Source organism: Brachymonas sp. J145 (assembly GCF_036312245.1).
Lineage (GTDB): Bacteria > Pseudomonadota > Gammaproteobacteria > Burkholderiales > Burkholderiaceae_C > Brachymonas > Brachymonas wangyanguii.
Genome location: NZ_JAZDCI010000011.1, coordinates 31,012 through 47,109, shown reverse-complemented (window position 1 = coordinate 47,109; position 16,098 = coordinate 31,012). Strand labels below are relative to the sequence as shown.

At 63.0% G+C, this 16,098-nt stretch carries 14 protein-coding genes and 2 tRNA genes; 8 read left to right on the top strand and 8 right to left on the bottom strand.

Going from position 1 to position 16,098, the window contains the following annotated elements; translation table 11 throughout:
- The 3 genes from dnaJ to grpE form a co-directional block, all read right to left on the bottom strand.
- Positions 1-1,131: a molecular chaperone DnaJ gene (gene dnaJ, locus V1261_RS09895; RefSeq protein WP_329771568.1), complete on the bottom strand. Its 1,131-nt coding sequence runs from the start codon at positions 1,129-1,131 to the stop codon at positions 1-3.
- Positions 1,132-1,261: 130 nt separating this feature from the next.
- Positions 1,262-3,178: a molecular chaperone DnaK gene (gene dnaK, locus V1261_RS09890; RefSeq protein ID WP_329771567.1), complete on the bottom strand. Its 1,917-nt coding sequence runs from the start codon at positions 3,176-3,178 to the stop codon at positions 1,262-1,264.
- Between the two features lie 143 nt (positions 3,179-3,321).
- Positions 3,322-3,858 (bottom strand): nucleotide exchange factor GrpE, encoded by a 537-nt coding sequence (grpE, locus tag V1261_RS09885; protein ID WP_329771566.1) that lies wholly within the window; start codon positions 3,856-3,858, stop codon positions 3,322-3,324.
- Positions 3,859-4,154: 296 nt separating this feature from the next.
- Between grpE and V1261_RS09880 the strand changes: the two genes are divergently transcribed.
- Both V1261_RS09880 and rhuM read left to right on the top strand, forming a co-directional pair.
- Positions 4,155-4,334, top strand: coding sequence for a hypothetical protein (locus V1261_RS09880; RefSeq protein WP_329771565.1), 180 nt, complete (start codon positions 4,155-4,157; stop codon positions 4,332-4,334).
- Positions 4,331-5,317: a RhuM family protein gene (rhuM, locus tag V1261_RS09875; RefSeq protein ID WP_329771564.1), complete on the top strand. Its 987-nt coding sequence runs from the start codon at positions 4,331-4,333 to the stop codon at positions 5,315-5,317. The genes V1261_RS09880 and rhuM overlap by 4 nt, the downstream gene beginning before the upstream one ends.
- Before the next feature lie 209 nt (positions 5,318-5,526).
- Here rhuM and V1261_RS09870 read toward each other — a convergent pair whose 3' ends face one another.
- Positions 5,527-5,886 carry an FKBP-type peptidyl-prolyl cis-trans isomerase gene (locus tag V1261_RS09870; protein ID WP_329771605.1) on the bottom strand — a complete coding sequence of 120 codons (360 nt, stop codon included), beginning with the start codon at positions 5,884-5,886 and terminating at the stop codon, positions 5,527-5,529.
- Between the two features lie 173 nt (positions 5,887-6,059).
- Positions 6,060-8,519: an RNA polymerase sigma factor RpoD gene (gene rpoD, locus V1261_RS09865; protein WP_329771563.1), complete on the bottom strand. Its 2,460-nt coding sequence runs from the start codon at positions 8,517-8,519 to the stop codon at positions 6,060-6,062.
- A gap of 395 nt (positions 8,520-8,914) precedes the next feature.
- Between rpoD and V1261_RS09860 the strand changes: the two genes are divergently transcribed.
- The gene (locus tag V1261_RS09860) at positions 8,915-10,012 is read left to right on the top strand and encodes an FUSC family protein (protein WP_329771562.1); all 1,098 of its coding nucleotides are present in this window, start codon (positions 8,915-8,917) and stop codon (positions 10,010-10,012) included.
- A 12-nt stretch (positions 10,013-10,024) separates the two neighbouring features.
- Here V1261_RS09860 and V1261_RS09855 read toward each other — a convergent pair whose 3' ends face one another.
- Together V1261_RS09855 and V1261_RS09850 are read right to left on the bottom strand one after the other, a co-directional pair.
- Positions 10,025-11,497, bottom strand: coding sequence for an RNB domain-containing ribonuclease (locus V1261_RS09855; RefSeq protein ID WP_329771561.1), 1,473 nt, complete (start codon positions 11,495-11,497; stop codon positions 10,025-10,027).
- 19 nt (positions 11,498-11,516) lie between these two features.
- Complete coding sequence (locus V1261_RS09850; protein ID WP_329771560.1) at positions 11,517-12,407, bottom strand: CaiB/BaiF CoA-transferase family protein; 891 nt, start codon at positions 12,405-12,407, stop codon at positions 11,517-11,519.
- Positions 12,408-12,567: 160 nt separating this feature from the next.
- Here V1261_RS09850 and V1261_RS09845 point away from each other — a divergent pair.
- The 5 genes from V1261_RS09845 to atpC all read left to right on the top strand — a co-directional run bounded on the left by V1261_RS09845 (position 12,568) and on the right by atpC (position 14,832).
- Positions 12,568-12,644, top strand: a tRNA-Pro gene (locus V1261_RS09845).
- A 79-nt stretch (positions 12,645-12,723) separates the two neighbouring features.
- Positions 12,724-12,800: transfer RNA gene (locus tag V1261_RS09840), tRNA-Arg, on the top strand.
- Positions 12,801-12,940: 140 nt separating this feature from the next.
- Complete coding sequence (locus tag V1261_RS09835; protein WP_329771559.1) at positions 12,941-13,456, top strand: disulfide bond formation protein B; 516 nt, start codon at positions 12,941-12,943, stop codon at positions 13,454-13,456.
- A 13-nt stretch (positions 13,457-13,469) separates the two neighbouring features.
- Positions 13,470-14,378 carry an ATP synthase F1 subunit gamma gene (atpG, locus tag V1261_RS09830; RefSeq protein ID WP_329771558.1) on the top strand — a complete coding sequence of 303 codons (909 nt, stop codon included), beginning with the start codon at positions 13,470-13,472 and terminating at the stop codon, positions 14,376-14,378.
- The gene (gene atpC, locus V1261_RS09825) at positions 14,368-14,832 is read left to right on the top strand and encodes an ATP synthase F1 subunit epsilon (protein ID WP_329771557.1); all 465 of its coding nucleotides are present in this window, start codon (positions 14,368-14,370) and stop codon (positions 14,830-14,832) included. Before atpG ends, atpC begins: the two co-directional genes overlap by 11 nt.
- A 67-nt stretch (positions 14,833-14,899) precedes the next feature.
- Here the strand turns inward: atpC and ppk2 are convergent, their stop codons facing one another.
- Complete coding sequence (ppk2, locus tag V1261_RS09820; RefSeq protein ID WP_329771556.1) at positions 14,900-16,036, bottom strand: polyphosphate kinase 2; 1,137 nt, start codon at positions 16,034-16,036, stop codon at positions 14,900-14,902.
- Positions 16,037-16,098: the final 62 nt, after the last annotated feature.

The following is a 16,098-nucleotide window of genomic DNA, read 5'->3' as shown; positions in this document are numbered from 1 at the left end:
TCAGGAGAAGAAGTCCTTCGCCTTGTCGAACCAGGATTTCTCGTTCGGGCTGTGCTTGCCGCCGCCTTTCTCCAGCGATTCGTCGAGCTGCTTGAGCAGCTTGCGCTGGTGCTCGGTCAGCTTGACCGGCGTCTCGACCGTGATATGGCAGTACAGGTCACCATTGCTGGAGGATCGTACGCCCTTGATGCCGCGACCGCGCAGTCGGAACTGCTTGCCGTGCTGCGTGCCTTCCGGGATGTCGATCACGGCCTTGCCAGTCAGCGTCGGTACCTCGATCTCGCCACCCAGGGCGGCCTTGGTGAAGCTGATCGGCACCACGCAGTGCAGGTCGTCACCATCGCGCTCGAACACCTCGTGCTTGCGGATGCGGATTTCGATGTAGAGGTCGCCCGGCGGGCCGCCGTTCGGACTCGGTTCGCCATTGCCGGCGCTGCGGATGCGCATGCCGTCGTCGATACCGGCCGGAATCTTCACTTCCAGCGTCTTCTGCTTCTTGATCTTGCCCTGGCCATGGCAGCTGGTGCAGGGCTCGGGGATGATCTTGCCGGAGCCGTGGCAGTGCGGGCAGGTCTGCTGCACGCTGAAGAAACCCTGGCGCATCTGCACCACGCCGCTGCCGCCACAGGTGGTACAGGTCTTGCTGCTGGTGCCGGGCTTGGCACCCGTGCCGTGGCAGGTGTCGCAATCGTCCCAGCTCGGGATACGAATCTGCGCGTCCTTGCCGTTGGCCGCCTCTTCCAGCGTGATGTCCATCGAGTAGCTGAGGTCGTTGCCACGGTGCACCTGGCGGCCGCCGCGGCCACCACGGGCCTGGCCAAAGATGTCGCCGAAGATGTCGCTGAAGCTCTCGAAGCCGCCACCAAAGCCGCCACCGAAACCGCCGGCACCCATGTTGGGATCGACGCCGGCATGGCCGTACTGGTCGTAGGCCGCACGTTTCTGGCTGTCGGACAGCATCTCGTAGGCTTCCTTGACCTCCTTGAACTTGGCCTCGGCTTCACCGGCCTTGTCACCCTGGTTGCGGTCAGGGTGGTATTTCATGGCCAGCTTGCGGTAGGCCTTCTTGATCTCGTCCTCACCGGCGTTGCGGGGCACGCCCAGGACTTCGTAGTAATCGCGTTTTGACATGGCTATTCCTGTTCGCCAGCCGCTCAGGCCGGCTGGAACACAAACGCCGCGTCACCTGATAACGGTGGGCGCGGCGCGACGTCCGTGGCAGCAGGGCAGGGCCTGGCGGCACTGCCCTGCAACTGACGGATCAGTCCTTCTTCACTTCCTTGACTTCGGCGTCAACCACGTCGTCGTCAGCAGCGCCAGCGTTACCGGCCGGAGCTTCGGTACCAGCGGCAGCGGCCTGGTCGGCGTAGATCTTTTCGCCCAGCTTCTGGCTGGCTTCCATCAGGGCATTGGTCTTGGCCTCGATGGCGTCCTTGTCGTCGCCCTTGATGGCTTCTTCCAGCTCCTTGATGGCGGCTTCGATCGCGTCCTTTTCGCCGGCGTCCAGCTTGTCGCCGTACTCGGTCAGGCTCTTCTTGACGCTGTGCGCCATGGCATCGCCCTGGTTGCGTGCCTGTACCAGCTCGACCTTCTTGTGGTCTTCAGCGGCGTTCAGCTCGGCGTCCTTCACCATCTGCTGGATTTCCTCTTCGATCAGGCCGGTGTTGGCCTTGATGGTGATCTTGTTTTCCTTGCCGGTACCCTTGTCCTTGGCGCTCACGTGCAGGATGCCGTTGGCGTCGATGTCGAAGGTCACCTCGATCTGCGGCACGCCGCGCGGAGACGGGGCAATGCCTTCCAGGTTGAATTCGCCCAGCAGCTTGTTGCCGGCAGTCACTTCACGCTCACCCTGGTAGACCTTGATGGTCACGGCAGGCTGGTTGTCTTCTGCGGTCGAGAAGGTCTGCGCGAACTTGGTCGGGATCGTGGTGTTCTTCTGGATCATCTTGGTCATGACGTTGCCCATGGTCTCGATGCCCAGGGACAGCGGGGTCACGTCCAGCAGCAGCACGTCCTTGCGGTCGCCGCTCAGCACCTGGCCCTGGATCGCGGCACCGACGGCCACGGCTTCATCCGGGTTCACGTCCTTGCGCGGCTCCTTGCCGAAGAATTCCTTCACCGTGTCCTGCACCTTGGGCATGCGCGTCATGCCGCCGACCAGGATCACGTCGGAGATCTCGTTCACGCTCAGGCCGGCATCCTTCATGGCGATCTTGCAGGGCTCGATAGAGCGCTGGACCAGGTCTTCCACCAAGGCTTCCAGCTTGGCGCGGGTCAGCTTGATGGTCAGGTGCTTGGGACCGGAGGCATCGGCCGTGATGTAGGGCAGGTTGATGTCGCTAGCCGTGGTGCTGGACAGCTCGATCTTGGCCTTTTCAGCAGCTTCCTTCAGGCGCTGCAGGGCCAGCACGTCCTTGCTCAGGTCAACGCCTTGTTCCTTCTTGAACTCGGTGATGATGTAGTCGATGATGCGCTGGTCGAAGTCCTCGCCGCCCAGGAAGGTGTCGCCGTTGGTAGACAGCACTTCGAACTGCTTCTCGCCGTCAACATCGGCAATCTCGATGATGGAGACGTCGAAGGTACCGCCGCCCAGGTCATATACAGCGATCTTGCGGTCGGCCTTGTCCTGCTTGTCCAGGCCAAAGGCCAGGGCCGCAGCAGTCGGCTCGTTGATGATGCGCTTCACGTCCAGGCCGGCGATGCGGCCAGCGTCCTTGGTGGCCTGGCGCTGGCTGTCGTTGAAGTAGGCCGGCACCGTGATCACGGCTTCGGTTACGGGCTCGCCCAGGTAGTCCTCGGCGGTCTTCTTCATCTTGCGCAGGATTTCGGCGCTGACCTGTTGCGGTGCCAGCTTCTTGCCCTGGGCATCCACCCAGGCATCGCCGTTGTCAGCCGCGACGATGGAGAAAGGCATCATGTCGATGTCTTTCTGCACTTCCTTCTCGGTGAACTTGCGGCCGATCAGGCGCTTGATCGCGAACAGGGTGTTCTTGGGGTTGGTGACAGCCTGGCGCTTGGCCGGTGCGCCAACCAGTACTTCGCCGTCTTCCAGGTAGGCGACGATGGACGGAGTGGTACGCGCGCCTTCGGCGTTCTCGATCACGCGCGTGGTGTTGCCTTCCATGATGGCAACGCAAGAGTTGGTGGTACCCAGGTCAATACCGATGATTTTTCCCATGTTGAATGGCTCCTTGAGGCAATGTGTTTGCAGCGTCCGTCCCGTGTATGCCGGGCTGCGGCGCTGCCGCTTGGTTCAGATATGTGGTTGCAGAAAAGAATTTCAAGGCCGGCGTCGCATGTGCTGCGCTTCCGGCAGGGCGATCAGCTCGGGCTGACCATCACCAGCGCCGGACGCAGCACGCGGTCGGCAATCAGGTAGCCTTTTTGCAGCACGTTGACGATGCTGTTGGGCTCCAGCGTCACGCCTTCGGGGGCGGGGACCACGCTGAGGGCCTGATGGTGGTTGGGGTTGAACTTGTCGCCCTGTGCCGGGGCAATCGCGATCACCTTGTTGCGCTCCAGCGCGCTCAGCAGCTGGCGCAGCGTGGCATCTGTGCCTTCACGCAGCTGCTCGGCGGTGCCGTTCGGGATCGCCAGCGCGGCTTCCAGGCTGTCCAGCACCGGCAGCAGGCTTTCGGCAAAGCTCTCGATACCGAACTTGCGCGCCTTCTGCACCTCGTCGTCGGCACGGCGGCGTGCGTTCTGCACTTCGGCCTGGGCACGCAGGTACTGGTCTTGCAGCTCCTGCACCTGCGCCTGTAGCGCAGCGGTGTCGGTAGCCGCCTGGGCAGCGTCGATGGTGGCTTCGGGGGTGTCGTTCTGGACGTTGTCGGGCTGATGGTCAGGGGTAGTCGTCATGTGATGGGTCCGAAAGGTCAAAACAGGGTGGCAGCCGGGGCTGCGCGTCAGGTTACAAATGGGAGCGGGCCGGAGGATTTCAAGAGCGCTGGTGCAAGCTGCTGTTGTGCTCGGGCAAGTGCTTGTCGATACAGGGAATTCCCCTCATGGAGAGTGGGGGACGGGGTCATGAATTGCGCGAACATGGAGCGCATGAAAATGCGCAGGACTGGCGCATCCCGCGACGCCTGGGCAACCGGGGTCTGGCAAGCACCTTCGGTGGCATACTCGCTGCAATACCTTGTAGGCCATACACCATGAACCAACAAAACCTTGCCGACTTCATCTGGAGCGTGGCAGATGCCGTGCGTGGCGACTTCAAGCAATCCGCGCTGGCCAGCGTTGTCGTTATCAGTTCAGTCAATGGCCTGATCGATGGCCGCACGCGGACGGCCGAGGCCGACATTGCCGTGCTGTTGGGTGAGGTGACGGCATGAGCGAGATGGTAATTTTCGAGGGTGAGGCAGGACAACTTGAGGTGCGTCTGGAAGGAGAGAGCCTTTGGTTGACGCAGGACCAGATGGCCAGCCTTTTCGCGGTGCAGAAGGCTGCCATCTCCAAACACCTGAAAAACATTTATCTCAGCGGCGAACTGATGCGGGAGGCAACTGTTTCCAAAATGGAAATGGTTCGAATCGAAGGGATGCGCCAGGTTACCCGAGACCTGGAACATTTCAATCTGGACGCCGTCATTTCAGTCGGCTACCGGGTCAATTCCGCGCGTGCGACTCGCTTCCGCCAATGGGCCACCCGCGTGCTGCGTGAACACCTGACCCGTGGTTACACCCTCGATCACCAGCGCTTCGAAACCAATGCCCGAGAACTGGAAGCAGCGCTGCATATGGTGCGCAGGCTGGCGGGCAACCCGGAGCTGGGTGCGGATGCCGGACGTGGACTGGCGGATATTGTCAGTCGTTATGCACAGACTTTCCTGCTGCTGCAACGCTACGACGAAGGCTTGCTGGCTGACCCTTTGGTGCAGACCGGCGGCGTACTGCCGACAGTAGAAGAAGCCCGCAAGGCGCTTGCCGGTCTCAAGGCCAGCCTGATGGCGCGTGGCGAAGCCACCGAGCTGTTCGCCCGCGAGCGTAGCGATGGCCTGGCGGCTCTGCTGGGCAATCTGGACCAGAGCGTGTTTGGCGAGCCTGCTTATCCCAGTGTCGAGGCCAAGGCGGCACACCTGCTGTACTTCGTCATCAAGAATCACCCATTTGCCGATGGCAACAAGCGTAGCGGTGCCTACCTGTTCGTCGACTTCCTGCATCGCAACGGCCGTCTGCTGGATGCCGCAGGTCAGCCGGTGATCAATGATATTGGACTGGCCGCGTTGGCGTTGCTGGTCGCAGAGTCTGATCCAGCGCAGAAGGACACCCTGATCCGGCTGATCATGAACATGCTGGCCGGTCCGGCGCAGTCATGAGCTGTACAAGACGCGTGGAGCAGGCAATGAAGACACCCGCAGTCTGTTCCTGTCAGTGGTGTACGAAATGCTGAAACGCGATGGTGGCGCAGACCTGCTGGGAGCAGCCAGGCGCTGAACCTGAAGCCTGTGCAAGAAAAAACCCCGAGCAGACAAGCTGCATCGGGGTTGCAGGAACGGCAGCCTGTCGCCAGGCAGCACCACCAGGATCAGCGCAGATCCAGCAGCTGTACGTCAAACTTCAGCGTCGCGTTCGGCGGGATCACGCCACCGGCTCCGCGGCTGCCGTAGCCCAGCTCGGCCGGAATGATCAGCGTGCGCGAGCCGCCGATCTTCATGCCGGCAACGCCTTCGTCCCAGCCCTTGATGACCATGCCCTGGCCCAGGCCAAAGGCAAACGGCTGGCCGCGGTCCAGGCTGGAGTCGAACTTGGTGCCTTGCTGGCCGTTCTCATAGAGCCAGCCGGTGTAGTGCACCAGCACGTGTTGGCCGGGCTTGGCTTCAGCGCCGTCGCCGATCTGGGTGTCGATGTATTGCAGGCCGCTGGCCGTGGTGATGGTCTGGTTCATCTTGTTGGGATCAGAAGAGGTGGAAAGGGAAGAGGAGGCGGAGGCCGGCGCAGCAGCCGCTGCACTGGCCGCCGCAGCGGGTGCCTTGCTGGCGTTCTGGCTGCAGCCAGCCAGCGCCAGGGCGGACAGCGCGGCTGCGCAGAGCACGCCGCGGGTGGACAGGGTCTTGGCCATCAGTCGTTGCTGCCCAGGAAGGTGCGCAGCTTGTCGCTGCGGGTCGGGTGCTTGAGCTTGCGCAGCGCCTTGTGCTCGATCTGGCGGATACGCTCACGCGTGACGTCGAACTGCTTGCCGACTTCTTCCAGCGTGTGGTCGTTGTCCATCTCGATGCCGAAACGCATGCGCAGCACCTTGGCTTCGCGCGGCGTGAGCGAATCGAGGATGTCCTTCACCACATCGCGCAGGCCGGCCTGCATGGCGGCCTCGATCGGTGCGGTGTTGACGCTGTCCTCGATGAAATCGCCCAGGTGCGAATCGTCGTCGTCGCCGATCGGCGTTTCCATGGAGATCGGCTCCTTGGCGATCTTCATGATCTTGCGGATCTTTTCCTCGGGGATGTCCATCTTCTCGGCCAGGATCGAGGCATCCGGCTCGAAGCCGAATTCCTGCAGGTGCTGGCGCGAGATGCGGTTCATCTTGTTGATGGTCTCGATCATGTGCACCGGGATGCGGATGGTGCGGGCCTGGTCGGCAATACTGCGCGTGATCGCCTGGCGAATCCACCAGGTGGCATAGGTCGAGAACTTGAAGCCGCGACGGAATTCGAACTTGTCCACCGCCTTCATCAGGCCGATGTTGCCTTCCTGGATCAGGTCGAGGAACTGCAGGCCACGGTTGGTGTACTTTTTGGCAATCGAGATCACCAGGCGCAGGTTGGCCTCGATCATCTCCTTCTTGGCATTGCGCGAGAAGCGCTCGCCGTCGATCATGCGCTTGTTGATCGCCTTGAGTTCTTCCAGCGGCACCACGACGCGCGTCTGCAGGTCGATCAGGCGCTGCTGCAGCTCCTGCACCGGCGGGATGTTGCGGCTCAGGGTCTCGCTCCAGGGCTTGCCGGCGGCTGCCTGCTGTTCCACCCACTGCAGGTTGAGCAGATTGTCGGCAAACTCGGCAACGAATTTCTCTTGCGGCATGTGGCACTTGTCCACGATGATCTGGCGCAGCAGGCGCTGGTTCTTGCGCACTTCCTCGACCTGTTCGCGCACGGTATCGCACAGCTTTTCGATGGTCTTGGCGGTGAAGCGGATCGTCATCAGCTTGCTGCTGATTTCCTTCTGCGCCTGCAGGTAGGCGGGCGAGCCGTAGCCGTCCTTTTCGTAGGCGGCCAGCATGGCCTCGAAGCTGGTGCGCATGTCGTCAAAGCGGCGCAGGGCTTCGTTCTTGACCATTTCCATCATCTTGGTCTGGGACTTGGTGCCGCCGTCGTCATCGTCGTCGACCTCGTCTTCGTCCTCTTCGGCCACGTAGTCGTCGTTCTCGTCGGCATCGGCAAAACCGTCCACCACGGTGGTGATCACGACCTTGTCTTCGCGGATCTCCTCGGCCATGGCCAGGATCTCGTCAATGGTGGCAGGGGAGCCGGAAATGGCTTCCATCATGTCCATCATGCCGCCCTCGATGCGCTTGGCGATCTCGATCTCGCCTTCACGCGTGAGCAGCTCGACCGTGCCCATCTCGCGCATGTACATGCGTACCGGGTCGGTGGTGCGGCCGAATTCGTTGTCCACGTTGGACAGCGCGGCTTCGGCTTCTTCCTCGGCCTCTTCCTCGCTGGTGGTGGCGGTGTTGGAGCTGTTCAGCAGCAGGGTGTCGGCATCGGGCGTTTGCTCGTAGACGGAGATGCCCATGTCGATCATCATGGAGATGACGACTTCCAGCGTTTCGGCATCGACCAGCTTGTCGGGCAGGTGGTCGGAAATTTCGGCATTGGTCAGGTAGCCGCGCGTCTTTCCCAGCTTGATCAGCTCCTTCAGGCGCTGGCGGCGGGTCGAGACTTCCTCTTCGGACAGGGCGACTTCGTCCAGGCCGAATTCCTTCATCAGGGCGCGTTCCTTGGCCTTGGACAGCTTCATGCGCAGCGGCTTGACCTTCTCGACCGGTGCAGCGGCAGCATCGGCTGCAGGAGCTTCCTCTTCGGGCTCCTCGTCCACGCCAAATTCGTTTTCGACGTCGGACAGATCGGTATCGTCGTCATCGTCCTTGGCAGCAGGCTTGCGGCCACGGCGGGCCGGCGTCTTGGCGGCGGTGGTGCTGGCGGCAGCGGTGGTGCGGCGGCGCGTGGCCGGCTTCTTAGCCGGTGTGGCCTCTTCAGCCGTAGCGTCTGCGGCAGTCTCGGTGTCAGCAGCAGCCTTGGCTGCGGCGGTGGTGCGGCGCGTGGTGGTGCGCTTGACCGGGGTGGCGGCCTCGTCCGTTGCGGCGGCGGCAGCCGGCTTGGCGGCTACGCGGCGGGTACGGGGAGCTGGCTTGGCTTCGGTGCCGTCAGCGGCAGCCTCGGGAGCAGCGGCTGCAGCAGCCGTGGTGGTCTTGCGCGTGGTGGTGCGACGCACCGCGGGCTTCTTGGCCGGCTCGGTCGCAGGCGTGCTGTTCACGTCCTGTTCGGTATCGGTGGTGGTGCTGGTTTTACTGGTGGCCATAGGCTGAACCCTTCCTTTTGAACTGTTCCGGGCAGGCACCATGCAGGCCATGGTGCGACGCATGCTCGCCATATGGGAACGGAAAAGCCGATTTCCAGTAGAGGAAAACACTTGCCATAAGGAGAGCAACCCCGGAACATCCATGACCTGGCTGCAGGCGGCGTGACCGGGGTTGACATTGGCAAGAGGGAAGGGCGAACATTTGGAGTACAGTCCTTGCGATGGAGGTGGCCGGTTGGGGTGTGTATATCCCTCGGTGGGCCGGGCTCGGAGGTGCTGCTGTCGCGCTTGCCGTGTCGAATCCCTATATTATACAAAATCCCTGAAAAAATTCAAGATAAAAGTCTCAAATAGGCTGACAACGCCGACTTTCTATGCTAGGCAAACCTGACGACATGACCTTCTGGCAACGGCTGTCCCAACTGGTGCGCACCGAGTGGTACCACCTGACCGACTTCAAGCACAGCGACCGTCCCTGGCAGCTGCCGTTTGCGGCGGCGCTGGCCAGCGGTCTGCCGCTGGCGGTAGGGGCCTGGTTCGGCCATGTGCAGTACGGCGTGCTGTCCTCGCTCGGCGGCCTGGTGTTCCTCTATATCGCCAACCTGCCACTGGCGCAGCGCATGGTGGTGCTGATGGTGTGCGCCTTCGCCATGGCTGCCAGCTTTGGCCTGGCGCAAATGGGCAGCGCGCTGCATCCGCTGGCAACGCCAGTGGTGCTGACCTTTCTCACGCTGCTGGTCGGCATGGTGACGCGTTTCTACCGCCTGCCGCCACCGGGCAGCTTCTTCTTCATCATGGTGGCGTCGATTGGTGCCTACCTGCCGGTGAACGTGGAACTGATTCCCTTGCGCGTCGGCCTGGTGTTCATGGGCAGCATGCTGGCGCTGCTGATGGCCTTTTTCTACAGCTTGTGGATGATGCCGCGCCTGCCACCCCCGCAGCCAGCTCCTTCGCCCCATTACGATTTCCAGTACGTGGTCTATGACTCGGTGCTGATTGCCGTGTTCGTTGGCCTGGCGTTGGTGGTAGCCGAACTGATGGGCCTGCGCTCGGCCTACTGGGCACCGGTGAGTTGCATCGCCATCATGCAGAACGTGACCATGCGCGCGGTCTGGAACAAGCAGGTGCACCGCATCCTGGGGACGGCTGCCGGCATGGTGCTGACTTGGCTGTTGCTGACGTTGCAGCTGAATCCCTGGAGCCTGTTCCTGATCCTGACGACGCTGAGCTTCATCATCGAGATGCTGGTGGTGCGCCACTACGGGCTGGCGGTGATCTTCATCACACCCTTGACGATCCTGCTGGCCGAGGCTGGCGCCAACATGCAGCTGCCGCCAGACGTGATCATCCAGGCGCGCCTGATCGATATCGTGGTCGGCAGCGTGATCGGCGTGGTGGGTGGCGTCTTCCTGCACAATCTGACGCTGCGCGAGTGGGTCAGCCGGCACCTGTTCCGCCGGCCGATGCCGCCGACGCAGCGGCATCAGGCCTGAGCGACAGGCGCTTCAGCTGACCAGTTCGAAGTCGATGTGGCCGCGTTCCACATCGGTGGACAGCAGTTTCACGCGCACGCGCTTGCCCACGTGCACCGAGTCGCCACGGCGCACGTTGAGCTTGCCTTCGGCCGGCGGCTGGAAAATGCGCACCCAGTTGTTGCCCTTGGACACGCCGGTGACGATGCCATCAAACTCCTTGCCGATATGCGCTTCCAGGATCAGCGCTGCTTCGGACTTGTGGATCTGGCGCTCTACCTTGTTTGAGGCGTCTTCCTGGCGCGTGCAGTGCTCGGCCAGGCGGGCCAGTTCGTCGTCGGAGTAGGGAGCGGGCAGATTCTTGAGCGCGGCCTTGAGCAGGCGCGCCGTGATCAGGTCGGGGAAGCGGCGATTCGGCGCGGTGGAGTGCGAGTAGTCGCGTACTGCCAGGCCAAAGTGGCCGGTGCTGTTGCCGCCCGGGGTTTCGAGCGCGTATTCGCCGGCACCCATCAGCTTGATAATGGTCAGCGACAGGTCCGGGAAACGGTCCGGATCGCGGGCACGCTGCTTCGCCAGAAAGGCCTCCAGTGCTGGGCCGTCCGGTTCCGGTGGCAGGTCGGTGCCGAGGCGGGCTGCTTCCGTCACGATGCGCTGCCAGCGCTCCGGCGAGCGCACCACGCGGCGCAGCGAGCTGCGGCCCTGTTGCGCCAGAAAGCGTGCCGCCACGCCATTGGTGGCGATCATGAATTCCTGGATCAGCTGGCGCGCGCGGTTCTGTTCCTGTTCGGTGATCTTGACCAGCTTGCCGTCCTTGAACACCGCCTTGGGCTGGAAGGTCTGGAATTCGAGCGCACCGTTTTCAATACGGCGTGCGCGCAACTGTTGCGCGACCGCATCCTGTGTGCGCAGCTGGACGTCCATGCCAGGCACGGCTGCGGCTGCCTCGGGTAGCGGCCCCTTGCCGACGATCCAGTCGCTGACGGCGTCATAGGCCAGCTTGGCGTGGTTATGCACCCAGGCGCGGTAGACGGTGGCGCTGCCCAGCGTGCCATCGGGCTGGAATACCATGTCGGTCACCATGGCGAGCCGGTCTTCCTGCGGGTTCAGTGAGGTCAGCCCGGTGGATAGCTTTTCGGGCAGCATCGGAAAGATGATGGCCGAGGTATAGACCGAGGTGGTGTTGTGCGCCGCATGCTGGTCCACCGGCGTGTTCTGGCGCACCAGCGCATCGACATCGGCAATGCCGACCAGGATGCGCACGCTGCCATCATCCAGCGGCTCGCTGGCAGTGATCTGGTCCAGATCGCGAGAATCGTCGTTGTCGATGGAGCACCAGAGCAGGGCGCGCAGGTCACGCACCTCGCCGCCATGCGGCTCGCCGGGCTGGTCCATGGCAGCCGTCTGCTCCCTGGCGGCCGAGGAAAAGTCCGGCCACAGGCCGCGTTCGCGCATGGCGGTACGCGCCAGTTCAATCAGTTCCTGTTGTTGGGAATAGCTGGGGGTCATGCGGGGCTCCAGTTCGGGATCAGGCGGGCAGGGTTTCCAGGGGCAGGTCGTGCTGGCGTGCCAGCTCGCCCAGTTCGGCGCGCGTCTTGCCGGCCAGCCACTGGCCGATGATGCCGGCGGTCTCCTCGCGCAGCATCAGGTCGGGCTCGGAGGCGTCCAGTCCGCCAATCAGCTGGCACAGGCGCTGGTAGAACACCGGCTCCAGCGCCGCCAGTGCCACGCGGCCATCCTGGCAGGCATAGACGCGGTAGCCGACGTGCTGGCCGCCGAGTTGCGTATCAGGGCCGAGCATGGCGTAGCGCGTGCGCGGAATCGCCAGAAAGGACACCGCCTGGCTCAGACCGACTTCGCGTACCGTGCCGCAGCCGTGCTCCTGGCGATGCAGACAGCAGCCGAGCACGGCTTCGGTCGCCATGAGCGCGCCGGACATGTCGGCAAACAGGGTGGGGGGCATGTGCAGGCCGTTGACCAGATCGTTCTGCGCCTGGTAGGTCAGGTCGTGGCCGGCCTCATCAGGATCGTCAAGGTTGCCGTAGATGGCCACCAGCGAGAGCTGCGGGTAGCGCGGGTGCAGCGTGTCCCAGTCGACGCCGAGCTTGAGCATGGCGCTCTTGCGGAAAGAGGTCAGCAGCACATCGGTGCGCGCCAGTTCTTCGTGCAACGTGGCCTGGCCCTCGGGGGTCTTGAGGTTGGCCTGCAGGGTACGGATGCCCTGGTGCAGGTCTTCGTAGCCCTTGGGCGTGTAGGCCAGCATCGGATCACTGCTGCGCTGCCCGGGTGCGGCCAGCGGTTCCAGCTTGCTGCAGACGGCTCCCAGATCGGCACAGCGTTGCAGTGCGGCCGGGCCGGGAAGATTCAGTGCCAGGCTGAGGATGCGGATCCCGTCAAGCGGACGAAAGCTGGGCTGCATGGGCAAGTCTCCTGTAGTTCCTGTAGTCATAGCGATGCTCGGATCGTTCATGCCACTATAGCGGCTGCCGTTCGCCTGTCCGGGGCGCGTGGGGCATCTTGCAGAAATAAGCGGTAACGGTGCTGCAAGACCTTGCCAGACCCGCTATAATCTCGTGTTTCGGAGCATAGCGCAGTCTGGTAGCGCATCTGGTTTGGGACCAGAGGGTCGGGAGTTCGAATCTCTCTGCTCCGACCATATTCCAGGGATTGGCGCCAGCCGATCCTTTTTTTGTATCTGCGCGCCATTGCGCGCCCGGTACAATCGCCAGCCATGACTGCCCGTAGCTCAACTGGATAGAGCAGCTGCCTTCTAAGCAGCAGGTCGGGGGTTCGAGTCCCTCCGGGCAGGCCAGTCACTCCGCTGCGGCCAGCACGAAGGCCGGTATCCCTGCACGGAATTGATGCTGCACTGCACACAAGCGCGCATTTGGGGAATAATATTCAGTTGGAGGAGGCATTCTGGTGTCATCCCGCCCACCTGAAAGTCCCATCATGACCAGCTTCATCTCCCTGTTTTTCTCCACCCCGCGCCGCACCCTGTTGTGGATGGCTGCCGTCATCGTCGGCATGCTGGGCTTTGGCATGTACCTGCAATACGGCTTGGGCCTGACGCCGTGCCCGATGTGCATCGTGCAGCGCTACGCCTATATCGTGGTGCTGATCCTGGCACTGCTGGGGGCTGCGCTGGGCAAGTGCAAGGCACCGATAGCGGCCATGGGCCTGATCCTGCCGGTGGCGCTGTTTGGCGCCTTTACCGCCGCGCGCCAGTCCTGGCTGCAGTGGTATCCGCCCGAGTTCTACAGCTGCGGCCGTGACTTCTACGGCATGATCGAGCAGCTGCCGCTGAGCCAGGCGCTGCCGCGTATCTTTGCCGGCAGCGGTGACTGTACGGCGGTGGACTGGACTTTCCTGGGTGGCACGATTGCCAACTGGTCTTTCGTCGGCTTTGCCGCGATTGCGCTGGTCTGCCTGGGCTGGTTCTGGACCATCCTGCGCCGTCGTCGCTAACAGTCCGCAAGCCATGGCACAGACGCGCGAGATACGCGCCCAGATCACCAATATCAACAAGACTCGCAAGATCACGCGCGCCATGGAGCGCATGGCGTTTGCGCGACTGGCGCAGGCGCGCAAGCGCGCCGAGAGCATTCGCCCGTATGGCCGCATCCTGCGCAAGATGATGGCACGCTTCGTGCACGTGGGTGGCGACTACCAGCCGGCGCTGATGGCGCAGCGCGAGCCGGCCAGGCGGGTTGGCCTGATCGTCGTCACGACGGATCGCGGCATGTGCGGTCCGCTCAACACCCGCCTGCTGCAGGAGGTGGTGCAGCAGCTGGAGCGCTGGCAGCAGGACGGACGGGAGTGCAGCCTGACCATCATTGGCCAGCGTGGTCTGGCCACGCTGAAACGCTGTGGCTGCAAGGTGGTCGCCCATGCCTCGGCCGGCAGCGAATTCGAGGCCTCGGAAGATCTGCTTGGCACCATGTCGGTACCAATCCTGCAGTTCCTGCAGGGCGAGATCGACGAGCTCTATGTGGCGACGAACCGTTTCGTCAACGTGCTGAGCTACCAGCCGCTGCTGTCACGCTTTCTGCCACTGGGCAATCCGCTGGCAGGCGTGCCGGAGCACCTGCAGCTGTCGCTGCACCGCCATGCGCTGCATGACAGCGTGGACTATATCTACGAGCCCGGCGAGCAGGAGGTGGTTGATGCCTTGCTGCTACGCTACGTCGAGACCATCATCTACCAGGCCGTAGCCGAAAACGCCGCCTGCGAACAGGCCGCGCGCATGACGGCCATGAAGTCCGCTTCCGAAAACGCCGACCAGCGCGTGGAAGAACTGACCCTGCAATACCACAAGGCCCGACAGGAAGCGATCACGCGCGAGCTGATCGAGATCGTGGCCGGAGCGGCAGCCATTGATGAACGCTGAATCCCTTGTCCATCCTCCTGGCCATCGCGGCCTGCCCAAGCACCTGCACCTGGAAGTGGGCACGGTGAGCGAGCTGCTGTTCAGCGGCGTCGTGCACGAGGTCAACCTGCCCGGGGCGGCCGGTGGCATGGGCGTGTTGCCCGGCCACGTGCCGGTGCTGACCACCTTGCGCGCCGGAACACTGAGTTACCGCGTCACGCCCGATGCCGAACCGGCCGGCATGTATGTCATTGGTGGCCTGGCCGAAATCGGGCCGGGTTATGTGCATGTGCTGGCCGATCACGCCGTGCGTTCGGAAGAGGCCGATGCCGTGCGCCGCGCCGAGGCCTTGCACCGTGCGGAAGTCCAGCGCATCCCGGAACCGCGCCAGGCCGATTTCAAGGGTATCAAGGCCTCGCTCGACCAGGAGCTGCTGCGCTTCTTCCAGATGGTGCTGTTCGGGCGCGATCCCTGATCCCGCACACATGAAAAAGGGCTGGCCCGCAGACCAGCCCCTGTCGCTGCCATCAGCGCCGCAGTGTTTAACGGCGGCTCATCAGGTCAAACGCGTGGCGGAACTCACCCATCGGGTGCTCGCCATGCTCGTAGATGCTGTTGGCGCGGCCGACCAGCAGGCTGTCCAGCGTACCGATGCTGTCGGTGTCCTTGTTGTCATACGGCACGCGGTTCAGCACGTAGCGCATCGCGTTCAGGCGGGCGCGCTTCTTGTCGTCCGACTTGATCACGGTCCAGGGTGCATCCACGGTGTCGGTCTCGAAGAACATGGCTTCCTTGGCGCGCGTGTAATCGTCCCACTTGTCCAGGCTTGCCTTGTCGATTGGGGACAGTTTCCACTGCTTGAGCGGGTGCAGTTCACGTTCCTTGAAGCGGCGGCGCTGCTCGTCGCGGCTGACCGAGAACCAGAACTTGACCAGATAGATGCCGCTGCGCGTCAGCATGCGCTCGAACAGCGGTGCCTGCAGCATGAATTCGCGGTACTCGTCTTCGGTGCAGAAGCCCATCACGCGCTCGACGCCGGCGCGGTTGTACCAGGAACGGTCAAAAAGCACGATCTCGCCATGCGTCGGCATGTGCTTGACGTAGCGCTGGAAGTACCACTGGCCTTTTTCTTCCTCGGTCGGCTTTTCCAGGGCGACCACACGCGCGCCGCGCGGGTTCAGGTGCTCCATGAAACGGCGGATGGTGCCACCCTTGCCGGCAGCATCGCGACCCTCGAACACGATCATCACGCGGGCGCCGGTTTCCTTGACCCATGCCTGCAGCTTGAGCAGCTCTACCTGAAGCGTGTATTTCTGCTTCTCGTAGCTCTTGCGGCTCATCAGGTTCTTGTACGGGTAGCCCCCCTTGCGCCAGTTCGGCGACAGCTCTTCGTCGCTGATGGCGCGCTGTGCGGCGTGCGAGGGCGTGGCCAGCATCAGGCGCAAGGCGTCCAGTTCGTCCTTGGAGGCGCGGCTCATCAGCGTCTTCATGGCCTCGACCTTGTCTTCGGCCTTTTCCAGGATCTGTTCGATGGCGACTTCGCGACGTGTCAGCGCGGTCATCTCGGCATCGCGGGCGGCCACCTTGGGAATATTCTCGGGCGATGTCTTGCCGAGGATCACGTCACCCGATCGGGCGAGGCGGGGTTTTTCGGGGGCAGGGGTGCGGCGTGTGACCATCAACGGCTCCTTCTTGATGTTGTGTTAAACCCAAAGAAGCATTTTAAATTCCCGACCCCGAA

Coding starts and splice junctions, on each gene's coding strand:
- dnaJ (WP_329771568.1), bottom strand. CDS start 1,131: ATGTCAAAACGCGATTACTACGAAGTCCTGGGCGTGCCCCGCAACGCC.
- dnaK (WP_329771567.1), bottom strand. CDS start 3,178: ATGGGAAAAATCATCGGTATTGACCTGGGTACCACCAACTCTTGCGTT.
- grpE (WP_329771566.1), bottom strand. CDS start 3,858: ATGACGACTACCCCTGACCATCAGCCCGACAACGTCCAGAACGACACC.
- V1261_RS09880 (WP_329771565.1), top strand. CDS start 4,155: ATGAACCAACAAAACCTTGCCGACTTCATCTGGAGCGTGGCAGATGCC.
- rhuM (WP_329771564.1), top strand. CDS start 4,331: ATGAGCGAGATGGTAATTTTCGAGGGTGAGGCAGGACAACTTGAGGTG.
- V1261_RS09870 (WP_329771605.1), bottom strand. CDS start 5,886: ATGAACCAGACCATCACCACGGCCAGCGGCCTGCAATACATCGACACC.
- rpoD (WP_329771563.1), bottom strand. CDS start 8,519: ATGGCCACCAGTAAAACCAGCACCACCACCGATACCGAACAGGACGTG.
- V1261_RS09860 (WP_329771562.1), top strand. CDS start 8,915: ATGACCTTCTGGCAACGGCTGTCCCAACTGGTGCGCACCGAGTGGTAC.
- V1261_RS09855 (WP_329771561.1), bottom strand. CDS start 11,497: ATGACCCCCAGCTATTCCCAACAACAGGAACTGATTGAACTGGCGCGT.
- V1261_RS09850 (WP_329771560.1), bottom strand. CDS start 12,407: ATGCAGCCCAGCTTTCGTCCGCTTGACGGGATCCGCATCCTCAGCCTG.
- V1261_RS09835 (WP_329771559.1), top strand. CDS start 12,941: ATGACCAGCTTCATCTCCCTGTTTTTCTCCACCCCGCGCCGCACCCTG.
- atpG (WP_329771558.1), top strand. CDS start 13,470: ATGGCACAGACGCGCGAGATACGCGCCCAGATCACCAATATCAACAAG.
- atpC (WP_329771557.1), top strand. CDS start 14,368: ATGAACGCTGAATCCCTTGTCCATCCTCCTGGCCATCGCGGCCTGCCC.
- ppk2 (WP_329771556.1), bottom strand. CDS start 16,036: ATGGTCACACGCCGCACCCCTGCCCCCGAAAAACCCCGCCTCGCCCGA.